The sequence below is a fragment of the Aeromonas sp. R2-3 genome, assembly GCF_040908375.1.
Classification (GTDB): Bacteria; Pseudomonadota; Gammaproteobacteria; order Enterobacterales; family Aeromonadaceae; genus Aeromonas; species Aeromonas veronii.
Window position 1 is genome coordinate 11,090 of sequence record NZ_JBFODP010000005.1, and the last position, 12,866, is coordinate 23,955.

At 59.0% G+C, this 12,866-nt stretch carries 11 protein-coding genes; 4 read left to right on the forward strand and 7 right to left on the reverse strand.

All coding sequences use genetic code 11. The features are described from left to right. Nucleotides 1-44: 44 nt before the first annotated feature. Together AB5Z02_RS01945 and AB5Z02_RS01950 are read right to left on the reverse strand one after the other, a co-directional pair. Nucleotides 45-1,316, reverse strand: coding sequence for a hypothetical protein (locus tag AB5Z02_RS01945; RefSeq protein WP_368215105.1), 1,272 nt, complete (start codon nt 1,314-1,316; stop codon nt 45-47). Nucleotides 1,317-1,531: 215 nt separating this feature from the next. Beyond that, nucleotides 1,532-2,296 carry a CphA family subclass B2 metallo-beta-lactamase gene (locus AB5Z02_RS01950; protein ID WP_368215107.1) on the reverse strand — a complete coding sequence of 255 codons (765 nt, stop codon included), beginning with the start codon at nt 2,294-2,296 and terminating at the stop codon, nt 1,532-1,534. A 639-nt stretch (nt 2,297-2,935) separates the two neighbouring features. On the opposite strand from AB5Z02_RS01950, the gene AB5Z02_RS01955 reads away from it, so the two are divergent. Continuing rightward, complete coding sequence (locus AB5Z02_RS01955; protein ID WP_323918623.1) at nt 2,936-3,661, forward strand: hypothetical protein; 726 nt, start codon at nt 2,936-2,938, stop codon at nt 3,659-3,661. Nucleotides 3,662-3,845: 184 nt separating this feature from the next. Here the strand turns inward: AB5Z02_RS01955 and AB5Z02_RS01960 are convergent, their stop codons facing one another. Both AB5Z02_RS01960 and aguA read right to left on the reverse strand, forming a co-directional pair. Beyond that, entirely contained in the window at nt 3,846-5,549 is a 1,704-nt protein-coding gene (locus tag AB5Z02_RS01960) for an amidase (protein WP_368215109.1), read from the reverse strand. 128 nt (nt 5,550-5,677) lie between these two features. Further along, a complete protein-coding gene (gene aguA / locus AB5Z02_RS01965) occupies nt 5,678-6,775 on the reverse strand; it encodes an agmatine deiminase (RefSeq protein WP_368215111.1) in 1,098 nt (365 codons plus the stop codon). A 155-nt stretch (nt 6,776-6,930) separates the two neighbouring features. Here aguA and AB5Z02_RS01970 point away from each other — a divergent pair, with 155 nt between their 5' ends. Both AB5Z02_RS01970 and AB5Z02_RS01975 read left to right on the forward strand, forming a co-directional pair. After that, nucleotides 6,931-7,884: a LysR family transcriptional regulator gene (locus tag AB5Z02_RS01970; protein WP_033115874.1), complete on the forward strand. Its 954-nt coding sequence runs from the start codon at nt 6,931-6,933 to the stop codon at nt 7,882-7,884. 494 nt (nt 7,885-8,378) lie between these two features. Next, a complete protein-coding gene (locus AB5Z02_RS01975; protein WP_139430488.1) occupies nt 8,379-8,714 on the forward strand; it encodes an endonuclease domain-containing protein in 336 nt (111 codons plus the stop codon). A gap of 131 nt (nt 8,715-8,845) precedes the next feature. On the opposite strand, the gene AB5Z02_RS01980 is transcribed toward AB5Z02_RS01975, so the two are convergent. Beyond that, nucleotides 8,846-9,412 carry a TetR/AcrR family transcriptional regulator gene (locus AB5Z02_RS01980; RefSeq protein ID WP_005335495.1) on the reverse strand — a complete coding sequence of 189 codons (567 nt, stop codon included), beginning with the start codon at nt 9,410-9,412 and terminating at the stop codon, nt 8,846-8,848. Between the two features lie 199 nt (nt 9,413-9,611). Here AB5Z02_RS01980 and AB5Z02_RS01985 point away from each other — a divergent pair, with 199 nt between their 5' ends. Further along, the gene (locus AB5Z02_RS01985) at nt 9,612-10,649 is read left to right on the forward strand and encodes an alkene reductase (protein WP_368215112.1); all 1,038 of its coding nucleotides are present in this window, start codon (nt 9,612-9,614) and stop codon (nt 10,647-10,649) included. A gap of 114 nt (nt 10,650-10,763) precedes the next feature. On the opposite strand, the gene rpoS is transcribed toward AB5Z02_RS01985, so the two are convergent. Both rpoS and AB5Z02_RS01995 read right to left on the reverse strand, forming a co-directional pair. Then, entirely contained in the window at nt 10,764-11,747 is a 984-nt protein-coding gene (gene rpoS, locus AB5Z02_RS01990; RefSeq protein ID WP_005362773.1) for an RNA polymerase sigma factor RpoS, read from the reverse strand. 45 nt (nt 11,748-11,792) lie between these two features. Continuing rightward, nucleotides 11,793-12,863, reverse strand: coding sequence for a LysM peptidoglycan-binding domain-containing protein (locus AB5Z02_RS01995; RefSeq protein WP_042081491.1), 1,071 nt, complete (start codon nt 12,861-12,863; stop codon nt 11,793-11,795). Nucleotides 12,864-12,866: the final 3 nt, after the last annotated feature.

A 12,866-nucleotide genomic window follows, 5' to 3' on the forward strand; every position in this document is an offset into this window, starting at 1 on the left:
GTTTTTTGTTATCTGACAGGAGCCTGCTCTTGGCGAGTAACCCCCTAACGGGTTGCCAGCACCAGTGGCAGGGATCGCAAGATCTGCCGCTCCGCCAGGGTCGAGAGGATAAACATCACCATATAACCGAGGCCCAGCGCCACGATAATCGCCACCACGTTGGCGGTGAATTCGGCCACCAGATAGTAGGCGGCGACCAGCGCCACTATGCCCGCCAGCCGGATCAACAAACTCCGGGTAAAGTGGCCGTGAGCCTTGATATAGGCGAGCTGATAGCCGTTGAGCATCATAAAAATGAAGAAGATGGAGAAGTGGAACAGCACAGGCACCGCCCCCACGTAGTCGGCGGGGAAGAACAGCAACACCAGCGGCTTGCCCGCCAGCAGCATCAAGCCAAAGAACGCCAGACTGACGATGGCGGAGAGACGGAAGATCCAGCGCCGGATCATCCTTATCTGGCGGTGGTCGCCGTTGCGCAGATTGACCGCCAGCTCAGGCAGCACAAAGCGGTAGATGGGGAAGACAAACAAGGTGGTCATATAGGTGAAGATGGGGCGCACCACCACCTGAAAATCCCCCAGCTCGTCGATGCTGAAGTGACGGATGGTGAGCAGCACAGTGATGTAAATCATCAGGATGCTGGCCCCCGCCTCCAGCGAGGCGGTAAAGCTCTTCTTCACATAGCTCACCATCTCGGGGCCGAGCGCCACCTTGGCGAGCGGCCTGGTGGCGATGGCCCGACGACGCGAAACATACATATAACCGGCGATGGCGAGCGACGAGAAGGTCAGCCCGTAGAAGAGCGAAGGGAGCGCATCCATCCCCAGCCCGAAATAGCAGGCCATAAACAACAGGCCGTTGGCCAGCGGCTCCAGCCAGGTGACCCGGTTGGAGAGCTCATACATCCGGTACATGGCGACCAGATTGGTGAAGTAGACCTTGAGCCCCAGCCCGAAGATGACCCCCACCAGTTGCAGATACTCCACCCGGATATGGAGCCCGTGCTTGATATAGGGGATCACTATCCCCCAGGTGAGCAGCACGATGCCGATGAGGAAGTAGCGGAAGATATTGATGATGTCCCGATCGTTTTTGGTCTGGGAATAGCTCACCACCATGGAGGAGCGAAAACCTGTCATCAGGATAAAGGAGAGGGAGATCAAATCGACCACGCTGTTAAACAGCGCCAGCTCCCCCTTGGCGACCCACTGCGCCAGCCACACCTTGAAGGCGAAGCCAATAACGATGCTGACCAGCGAGGCCCACATCCCGGTGATAAAGGCCTGCTTGAGGCGGGCGAGAGAGGCGTATTGCATAACGAAAATGGATAACTTTCAGGGAAAAGAGAGAAGGCCATCTTATGAAAGCCCACCCCCCTTGAACAGCGTTAATGCCACGCACTCACAGCCACCAAAAAAACCGCAAACGCAAAAGGCCCGCTTATTTCCTGAAAGCGGGCCTTTTGTGGTGTGCCGTTATGGCTGCTGATTGCAGCGATGGCACGGCTTGCTGCCAGTCTGTCGCGCAGCCGTTATGACTGCGGCGCCGCCTTGATCAGCTCCTCGTAGTGATCAATCAGCTCGGGGCCGTGCAGCGGTGAGTCGTGACCGCCGATCACCGTCTTGATCGGCAGCTTCATCGCCTTGAGCCGCTCGATGGTCTGCGGATACTCCTTCACATTGGCAAAGCTCAGGTTGCCCAGCTTCTCCTTGAGGATGCAGTTGCCATAAAGCACCTGCTCGTCAGGGAAGTAGACAAAGATGCCGTCCGGCGTGTGGGCCGGGCCCGCGTAGAAAGCGCGCACCTTGCCCTCTTGCAGGGTGAAGTCGCCATCGTGCACCACGTTGGGCAGCACCAGCGGCAGATCCGGATACTCCGGCAGCCCCTTGCGGGTAAAGGCGACAATCTCGGCCCAGTCGCTCTTCATCAGATCCCGGGTCTGGCGCGTCGCCACCACCTTGGCCCCGATGGACTTCCAGTAGGCGTTACCGCCCGCCCGATCGGTGTGGTAGTTGGTGTTGATCACCTCCAGCACCGGCTTGCTGCTGACCCGTTTAATGAGCTTGTGCAGCTCGCGCGCGGTATCCGGCGTCCAGGTCGCCCCCACCACCGTCACCCCCTTGGCCCCGAAATAGACCATGGAGTTTTCCTTTACGTAGTAGTTATCTTCAACCACATAGACAGGGCCGCTCACCTGCTTGAGGGAGATCCCCGCCGCCCGCACGCTGCCACCCCAGAAACTCGCCATCAGCACCACGGCTCCGGCCAATGTGCACTTCATCCAACCTTTCATCATCTTGCTCCCTCGAACCAACCGCCCCCTCGCCACCCCTGTGGCAAGCCAGGCCTTTTAAGCAGTGGGCAGAAGATACCGGGGATTTGTGAGGGGAAAATGAGGTTGTGTGAAGAGAAGGTGAAGTCTGGGGGAATGCAGAAAAATCAGGGGGGAATCGGCGACGAGCCACGACCAATATGGCGATCGACGGTACGGGAAGTGGAGAGAGGTAAAGGCTCAAAACGAAACGACAACACAGATAGCAGCCCCTCACCCTAGCCCTCTCCCGAGGGAGAGGGGATGGCCCGTGCCAATTCCAAGCCACTCATATTCACCCGCACCACAGAGCCAACGCACAATCAGCGGAGCATATTTGCCCCCTTCTCCCCTTGCGGGAGAAGGGCTGGGGATGAGGGGGGAGATAACAATAAGCCACATAATGTAGGGTCGATTAGCGCAGCGTAATCGTCCGTTTACCGCAAATATCCTGATAGCAAGAGAAGCAGGAAACCCTGAACATCAGCGGCCTCTCGGCGACCTCCTATCCGCGATCGTCCGAATACGCTTCGCTATTCGAACCTACGTCCCGAAACAATAGATATCTCCCGAGCATTCAGTTATATTTTTGAGCGGTTCAGGTCATTAGTTGAAGGTACGATAGTGTTCAACAAATATTTCTTATTTTTTGCATCACTCCTTTTCGCTTTATATCTTGCTTCCATGGTTGCTTACCCATTTTACATTAGCGGCCTAGACTGGAATTATGTGCAGGGTGTGTGGAACACATGGCAAACGTTGAATGCGGCAATGATTGCCCTTTTGGCTAGCATTATTGCTCTTGCTGCCGCTATGTACTCAGAGCACCAGAAAAGGGAAAGAGATCTTTTAGCTGCAAAAGCTCTCCTGCCAGAAGCATTAACTCAGTTAATCTATTTCTGTAAGCATTCCGCCGGCCTTTTAGAGGATGCCTATATAAAGAGAAATGAACCTAACAGCGATCCATATCTACTATATATAAATGGTGATATCCATAAAATCCCAGAGTGGGTGAGCTCGGCCTTTCAGGGTTGTATTGTTGCAGCAGAAAAACCTGATGCCATATACATGGCTGATATTCTTGCTGAATTACAAATCATTCGGGCTAGACTGGTAAGTATTCATGATGATAGCAATAAAGATATGAAATTGCTTGTCATGCCTGATGAACTAATATCTCACATTAGACAACTTGGTTTTTTTGTTGCTAGGGTAACCGCATTATTTCCCTACGCTAGAGATGGAAAGCCTATCTTAAGAGAAGAAGCTAACAATGAGATGATTAACAAGGGTCTATCGCAAATAGATGCTATTGAAGCAGCATACACAATTGAGCAGAGCAATAATTAAACGAAGCCATGATACCAAACAATCTCAATTTAAAGCGAAAGTTCATTTTATTACTGCATCTACTTACGAGTAAAAATTGGCATTCCTGATAGCTAAAAGTAAAAATCATATAAAACCACCTGCATTTCGCAGGTGGTTTTTATTTTATCACCTAATTAGCACGGGATATTAATCCCAACACCAATCACCCCAACGGCGGTGTCCGTGGCGGCACCATCCGCTTGCTGCCGGTGGACTCGAAGGCCGAGGCGAAGCGCAGCAGGTTGTTGTCGTCATAGGCGCGGCCGGCGAAGGTCAGGCCCACCGGCATACCGATATCGGCCATCACCCCCATGGGGACGGTGACGGTCGGCACGCCGAGATGGCGAATGGCGAGGTTGCCGTTGGCAACCCAGATGCCGTTGCTCCAGGCGATATCGGCGGAGGCCGGATTCACATCCGCATCAGCCGGGGCGACGTCGGCGACGGTCGGGAACAGCACGGCGTCGAGCTTGAGCCCGTCCATCCAGTCCTCCAGATCCAGCTTGCGAGTCTTCTCCAGACCGCGCAGGCCGTCCGGCACTGTGGGGATCTCGTCCCAGGATTTCAGGCCGCGCTTGGCCATATTGACGTACTCGTCCATGCCCGCTGCCAGATCGCCCTCGCGGTTCGGCAGGGTGCCCGGGTCGTGGGGGAAGATCTTCGGCCCATCGACATCCTCAAGCTTGTTCAACTTGGGATCGCCGTTGGCGCGCAGGAAGTCGTCGAACGCCCAGCCGGAGAGCTCCCACAGCTCGTCGTTGAGAAACTCCGGGCTCACGATGCCGCGATTGAACACGGTCGGCGCGCCGGGTCTGTCCCCTTCGCAGTTGGAGACCAGCGGGAAGTCCACTTCGATAACTTCGGCGCCAGCGGCTTCCAGCGCCTTGCGCGCTTCTTCCCAGAGGGCGATCACGGTCTCGCGGGTATGGATGCGCTGACCGGTCGGGCCGCCGATGCCAGGGTTTTCGCTGGTGCCGGCCAGTTCATCCTTGTTGATAAACATGCGCGGCACGCCGAGGCGCTTGCCCTTGAGGGCATCGGCCTTGGCAGCCAGTTCCAGATAGGAAGCCGGACGCACCTCGGAGGCCTTGGGCAGCGGCACCCAGGGCTGCATGCGCCACAGATCGCCACGGGTATCGGCATCGTCGGCCACTACCACGTCGAGCACTTCCAGCAGATCATTCATGGTGCGGGCATAGGGCACCACCACATCCATGGTCGGGGTCAGCGGCCAGTTGCCGCGCACCGAGATGACGCCACGGGACGGGGTGTAGGCGCACAGACCGTTGTTGGAAGCGGGGCCACGGCCGCTCGACCAGGTCTCTTCCGCCAGACCAAAGGCGGAGAAGCTGGCGGCGGTGGCAGTACCGGCGCCGTTGGAGGAGCCGGAGGCAAACGGCGCGGTCAGGTAGTCGGCGTTGTAGGGGCTCTCGGCACGGCCATAGACGCCGCGCTGCATGCCGCCATTGGCCATTGGCGGCATATTGGTTTTGCCAAGGCAGATGGCACCGGCGGCGCGCAGCCGCTCAACGGTAAAGGCATCGCGCTGGGCCACCAGATCCTTGAAGGCCGGGCTGCCGGAGGCGGCGGTCAGCCCCTTGACCAGATAGCTGTCTTTGGCGGTGTAGGGGATGCCGTCGAGCGGCCCCAGGGTCTCGCCACGGGCACGGCGGGCATCGGAAGCCTCGGCCTCTTTCAGCGCATCGGGATTGACGACCACCACGGCGTTGAGTTTGGTGGCAGTCTCGGGGCCGTTGTAGGCCTCGATACGGGCCAGATAGGCCTTGACCAGTTCGACCGCTGTGGTGCGGCCTGATTCGAGCGCGGCACGCAGCTCGGCAATGGAAACCTCGGTCACTTCGATCATTTAGGATCTCCTGTAAAAGGGTGACTGTTTGTCATGATGATCGCCGCATCGGCGCATACGACCATCACACTATCAAGGGATAAAACCCCACTGAGTGGGGTTTTGAATTTCGACACTCTTCGACCAGCTTACTGACCTGAAGGGATCTGCTGGGTAATGCAGTGGATATTGCCACCGCCCAGCAGGATCTCGCGGGCCGGCACGCCGACCACGGTGTGTTCCGGGAAGATCTCTTCCAGAATGCGCTGGGCTTCACCATCGGTGGCAGCATCCAGCAGCGGGTAGACGATGCGATCGTTAGTGATGAGGAAGTTCACGTAGGAACCGGCCAGACGGCCTTCTGCCTCGCGCGGCACACCGCTGCCGCTCTCGACGCCAGCAGACTCCTCTTCAGTGCAGTAGAGCGGGCCCGGCTGGGGCAGCTTCCACACTTTCAGCTTGCGACCCTTGGCATCGACCGCCGCTTCCAGCACCTTGAGGGCGGCCACGGAGCGGGCGTACTGGGGATCGTTCTGGTCGTCAGTCCAGTGCAGGGCCACTTCACCCGGACGCACGAAGCAGCACATGTTGTCGATGTGGCCGTCGGTTTCGTCCATGTAGACACCTTCGTCCAGCCAGATAAAGCTGGTGACGCCCAGATAGTCGCGCAGGTGAGCTTCGATCTGCTCTTTGGTCAGGTGCGGGTTGCGGTTTTCGTTGAGCAGGCACTCGGCGGTGGTCAGGCAGGTACCTTCGCCATCGACGTGGATGGAGCCCCCTTCCAGAATCAGCGGCGCGTCGTAGCGAGCCATGCCGTGCTGGGCCAGCATCTGGGCAGCGACCTCTTCATCCTGATTCCACGGGTAGTAGAGACCGCCCTTGTGACCGCCCCAGGCGTTGAAGCCCCAATCCACCCCACGGCACTCGCCGGCAGCGTTGGTAACGATGGTGGGGCCGGTATCGCGGGCCCAGCAGTCATCGCTGTTCATTTCAACCAGAGTGACGTGGGCGGGCATGATGGCGCGGGCCTGCTCCATAAACTGGGCCGGAACCCCCATAAAGACTGGGGTGGCACCGCCGATGGCATCGGCCACCTTGGCGAAGCTCTCTTGCGCGAAGCGACCGGCTACGCGCCAGTTGTCCGGGCGAAACGGCCAGATCATCCAGACGGCCTGCTGGTGCGCCCACTCGGCGGGCATGGTGAAGCCGTCGGCGGCCGGCGTGGAGTTAATGGTCTTGATGCTCATCGCAAGGCTCCTTGCATGGATTGAGGCCCCCGTTTACGCCAGATGCGGTGCGGGAACCCGGAAAAATAAGAGTGGGTCGCAGATTAAGACGTTGCGCCCCCATCCATCAAATGAATAGGATGGATTGTCCCATAAACACGGCGAATAATCCCCCCATGAAACTGCACCAGCTCGACCTCAATCTGCTGCTCGCGTTTGACGCCCTGATGACGCAGGGCAGCGTCACCCGCGCCGCCGAAGCGCTCTTTATCAGCCAGCCCGCCATGAGCCATTCGCTCAACCGGTTGCGCACCTTTCTCGGCGACCCGCTTTTGGTACGCACCCCGCAGGGGATGCTGCCGACCCCGCGCGCCCAGCGGCTGCACCTCGGGGTACAGCAGGCGCTGCGGCTGCTGGAGCAGCAGCTCACCGAGGAAGAAGAGTTCGAGCCGAGCCAGTCGAAGCGGCGCTTCGTGCTCTGCACCACAGATTACGTGGAGTGTGTGCTGATCCCGCCGCTGATCCAGCGGCTCAGACGTCTGGCGCCGGGGGTCACCATCGAGATCCGCATCCTGCGCGACACCCTGCCCGAAGCCGAGCTGGCGAGCGGCGAGATCGATCTGGTGCTGGGCTTTGACGAGTACATGCAGGTGCCGGGGTATCTGGGCAAAGAGACCTGGCTCACCGAGCCGCTGGCCGGACTGGTGCGCGCCGATCTGCCCATTGCCAAATCGGCCCCTGCCGGTGCCGAGGATGATCCCTCCCAGTGGCAAGAGCGCATCACCTTGCAGCAGCTTATCGCCATGCCTCATGTGTTCCACTCGCCGCTGGGCACCTCGGAGGCGAGCCTCGACCGCTATCTGAAGAGTCAGGGCTTTAGCCGCACCATCTCGGTCAACAGCCAGAGTTATATGTCCGCCGCAGCCATTGTCAGCCAGAGCGATCACCTGCTGGTGCTGCCCAGCATGGTGGCCGAGCTGCTCGCCACCCACTGGCCGCTGAAAAGCCTGCCGCTGCCCGAGGACGTGCCGGATTATCACCTCAACTGCGTCTGGCATCCCGTGCATGCACAGCAACCCGCGCTGGTATGGCTAAAAGATTTGATGAAGGAGCTGGTAGGGCCGAGGTAAGGCCGCGGCGTCTGGCATACCCCATCGACGCATACGCAACAACCGGCGCAGGTGTGGCTCAAGGATTTGATGAAGGAGCTTGTTGGCCGACCACGATGCCCGCACAGAACCTCGATCAGTTCCCTCTCCCTTTGGGAGAGGGTTAGGGTGAGGGGGCTTCTTTCCCCTCATCCCCAACCCTTCTCCCGCAAGGGGAGAAGGGAGCAGTTACGTTACCACTTGCAGCATCGCTGACAACCATTCAGCCAGTCTGCCAGCCAGCTAAGCGACTCCCAATACATTCGAAAAGTTATCGCCATCTGCTATCACCCAATCCAGCTTCCCCTGCTCAAATCCGGCAATAAACACAGTGATGATCAGCCCAATCCCGATAGCTCCTCGAGCTGTTCCCTCTCCCTCCGGGAGAGGGATAGGGTGAGGGGACGCAATACCCAACCGGTAAACAGATGGGAAGCTGGCTATATCTATAGGGCGATACGGAGCAGAGACAATTTATGGAGAGTAACCTCTTTGCCAAGCGACTGAGACGGGATGCCACGCTGGCAGAGCAGAAACTGTGGCAACAGCTGCGCAGTCGCCGTCTGGCGGGGCTGAAATTTCGCCGCCAAATGCCCATCGGCCCCTATGTGGTGGATTTCATCTGCCTTGAACAGGGATTGGTCATCGAAGTGGATGGTTCGCAACATGGAACACAAACGAACCAGATGCATGACGAGGCTCGGACAGCCTATCTCAATCAGCAGGGATTTCGGGTGATACGAGTGTGGAATAACGATGTGCTGAGTCGGATGGAGGTCGTACTGGCCCATATTTGGCTCTCATTGCGCTGAGCAGAGCACTCCCCCTCATCCCCAACCCTTCTCCCGCAAGGGGAGAAGGAAGCAAACAACCCGGCGCGTGTGGCATCCCCGGAAACAACCATGGCTCCCGCAGGAGCCATGGTTGTTTCTGCGGTATCGCGTTACGCCCGCAGGGCCCGCATCAGCTGGGCGACTACGTCGTCGAGCAGGGGGCGATCGGGGCGGCACTGGGCGAAGGTGACCAGCCCTTGCAGGTTGATCAGCAGCAGGGCGGTGAGGGTGTGGATATTGCTATCCGGGGCCAGCTCGCCCTTGGCCTGCGCCTGCGTCAGCAACTCGGCCAGATCCTGCTCCAGCTCGCCATAGATCCCCTTGACCCGCTGGGTCAGCTCCTCATCCTGCTCGCTCAGCTCCATCATGGTGCGAGTCACCAGACAGGAGCCGCAAAGCGCCTCCCCCACAATCCGATCGAGATAGGCCGCAAGGCCCGCCAGCGGGCTCGGGTTGTCAAGCAGGGAGCGGCGCAGGGTGCGTTTGCCCTCGACATAGTGATCCACCGCCGCCAGCAGCAGGCCGCGCTTGTTGCCAAAGGCGCCGTAAATGCTGCCCGGGTGCAGGCCGGTGGCTGCCACCAGCTCCTGCATGGTGGTCTTGGCATATCCCTTGGCGCGAAACGCTTCCATGGCATTTCGCAGTACCTCGTCCCGATCAAACTCGGCTATGCGCATGGTTCCTCCCGTGGGAAATGGTTCACCGGCAAGGGGCAACAGAGCCCGCCGATAAAGAGTGGCTGGAAAGGGCGGCAAGTTTACCCCAGCCGCCCGCTCGGGCCAACCTTCTTGAACGCGCATTCAAAAAAAGCTTGCGCCCGACGCAAAAAACGTCTTGAATGCACGTTCAAGAATAACCCGTTCAGGACAACCTATCATGAATACCCTGTTTCAGCCGTATCGACTCAATGACACTCTGACCCTGGCCAACCGTTTCATGATGGCCCCGCTCACCCGCTGCATGGCAGGCCCAGGTCTGGTGCCGACCGAGCAGATGGCAGCCTATTACGGCCGCCGCGCCGACATCGGCCTGATTGTTTCCGAGGCCGTCATCATCCGCCCCGACGGGCAGGGCTACCCCAATACCCCGGGCCTCTTCACCCAGGCTCAGATCGATGGCTGGAAGAGAGTGACCAGCACCGTGCACGCCAAGGGTGGCAAGATCTTCGCCCAGCTGTGGCACGTCGGTCGCCTCTCCCACCCCTTCTTCCATCAGGCTGAAGTGCTGGCCCCCTCTGCCGTTGCGCACGAGGGCACTGTGCCCCGCATGCGCGAGCTGACCTATCAGGTGCCGCGCGCCCTGACCGAAGCCGAAATCGCCCAGCTGGTGCTGGATTACGCTCAGGCCGCTGCCAACGCCATCGAAGCGGGCTTTGACGGGGTGGAGATCCACGGTGCCAACGGTTACCTGATCGACCAGTTCCTGCACCACTCCACCAACCTGCGCACTGACAACTACGGTGGCTGCCCGGAAAATATGAGCCGCTTCGCGCTGGAAGTGGTCGATGCCATCAGTGCCCGCATCGGCGGTGATCGGGTTGGTATTCGCCTCTCCCCGGGTGCCTATGTCCATCTGGCGGGCAGCCCGGAAGATCGCGCCGTGTTCGACTACCTGCTGGGCAAGCTCAACGATCGCCCGCTGGCCTATATCCACCTCGGCATCTTCGATGACAACCTCACCTTCGATTATCTGGGTGGCCGTGCCTCCGACTATCTGCGCGCCCACTACAAGGGCAATCTGGTCGGTGTAGGCAACTACGACGCCGAGCGCGCCGCCGCAGCCATCGAGGCCAACCGCTTCGATCTGGTGGCTATCGGTCGTCCGCTTATCGCCAACCCGGACTATCTCGCCAAAGTGAAAAATGGCGAAGCACTGGTGCCCTACGCCGACACCATGCTGGCTGAGCTGGTATAACCACGAAGCCATCGCCAGACCACAGGCAATAAAAAACGAGGGGAGCTGTTGCTCCCCTCGTGCTATCTGGCTGATGCGCTGATCCGTTGGTGCGGGCTTAATTGGTGCGGATGCTTAATTGGTACGAAATAGCGCCTCGATGGAGAGCCCCTGACTCAGCAGGATCTCTCTCAGACGGCGCAGCCCCTCGACCTGGATCTGGCGCACCCGCTCGCGGGTCAGGCCAATCTCGGCACCGACATCTTCCAAAGTGGCAGGCTCGTAGCCCAGCAGACCAAAACGACGGGCCAGCACTTCCCGCTGCTTGGGATTGAGCTCCTCCAGCCAGTGGACAATGCTGCTGCGCATATCATCTTCCTGTGACTCCAGCTCAGGCCCCATGCCGCGCTCGTCGGAGAGCACATCCAGCAGCGCCTTGTCGCGATCGCCGCCGATGGGGGTGTCCACCGAGGTGATCTTCTCGTTGAGTTTGAGCATGCGGTTCACATCATCCACCGAACGATCCAGCGCGAAGGCGATATCCTCGGCGGTCGGTTCATGATCTAGACGGTGAGAGAGTTCGCGCGCGGTGCGCAGGTAAACGTTTAACTCTTTGACCACATGAATGGGCAGACGAATGGTACGGGTCTGGTTCATGATGGCCCGCTCTATGGTCTGGCGGATCCACCAAGTAGCATAGGTAGAGAAACGGAAGCCGCGCTCGGGGTCAAACTTCTCGACCGCGCGGATAAGACCGAGGTTGCCCTCTTCGATGAGATCCAGCAGCACCAGGCCGCGGTTGTTGTAACGACGGGCGATTTTCACCACCAGTCGCAGGTTGGACTCGATCATGCGCTTGCGGGCGGCTTTGTCACCTCGCAAGGCACGACGGGCGTAGTAGACTTCCTCTTCGGCAGTGAGCAGCGGGGAGAAACCTATCTCCCCCAGATAGAGTTGCGTGGCATCCATCACCTTGTTCAGCTCAGGTGCCAGCAACTCATCGGAGATAATATCTTCCGCCTCGGCGGCTACCTCCTGCAGCTCTTCTACCTCGTGAGATTCGGGTTCAGCGTCAAACTCTAACTCTGCATCCTGCATTACCAGTTGTTCTTGGCTCATGGTGTGTCTCCCTGACGTTACCAGAGTAAGACGGTCTCTCTGGGGTTAACGCTTTGGCAAATAGCTCATCGGATTGATCGACTTGCCTCTGTACCGGATCTCGAAATGCAATCGCACATCCGGCGCGTCCGTGCTACCCATGTTGGCAATGACCGAGCCCCCCTTGACGCTGTCCCCTTCCTTCACCCGCAACTCGTCGTTGTGTGCGTAAGCGGAGAGATAGTCATCATCATGCTTGAGGATAATCAGCTTGCCGTACCCCCTTAAAGCACTGCCAGCGTATACCACTTTACCGCTGCTGGCGGCGTAGACGGGTTGCCCCTTCTGGCCGGCTATGTCGATCCCCTTGTTACCCTGTTCTGCAACAGAGAACCCCTCGACAATCCGGCCTTTTGCGGGCCAGTGCCAAGCAAGTCTCGACTGGGAGTTGTTTATTTTTTGTTCTTTGGACTGAGCGTATTCCTTCGGTGCTGCCGGAGCAACGGATTTCTGAGAGATGAATGGCGTGGTCTGACCAGATCCACTCGGCTCGGCCAACGGACGCGGACCGCTGCTCGGACGGCTAACGGCCACCGGCGTCACGGTTGCCGGACGAGTCGCAGCCACCATCTGGGTCGAACCGCCGCCTGCGGTCTGGACATTGAGCACCTGACCCGGTTGCAGCGCATAGGGGGCGCTCAGGTTATTGCTCTGGGCCAGCGCCTGCGGTGTCATGCCGAACTGGCGGCCAATGCTGCTCAGGGTATCGCCGCGGCGCACCTCATAGGTACCGGCACTGCGGCTGCTGCCAACACTGGCGCTGGAACCATCGAGTCGCAGTCGCTGCCCCGGATAGATGTTGTAGGGCGGGCTGATGTTGTTGAGGCTGGCCAGCGACGGCACGTCGTTGCCGGAGTTGAAGGCGATGGAGTAGAGGGTATCGCCCCGCTTCACCACATAGCTGCCGCCCTGAATGGGGGCGCTGACCTGGGCACCGCTTTGGCGAGCCGGAATGGTCGAGACAAACTGCCCCTCATCAACACCATCTACCGGAGCTGCATTTTTACTGGAGGAGCAGGCAAGCAGCAGCCATGACAGCACCACGACACTGCTTCCTTGCCAAATACGCGAACGCATAAT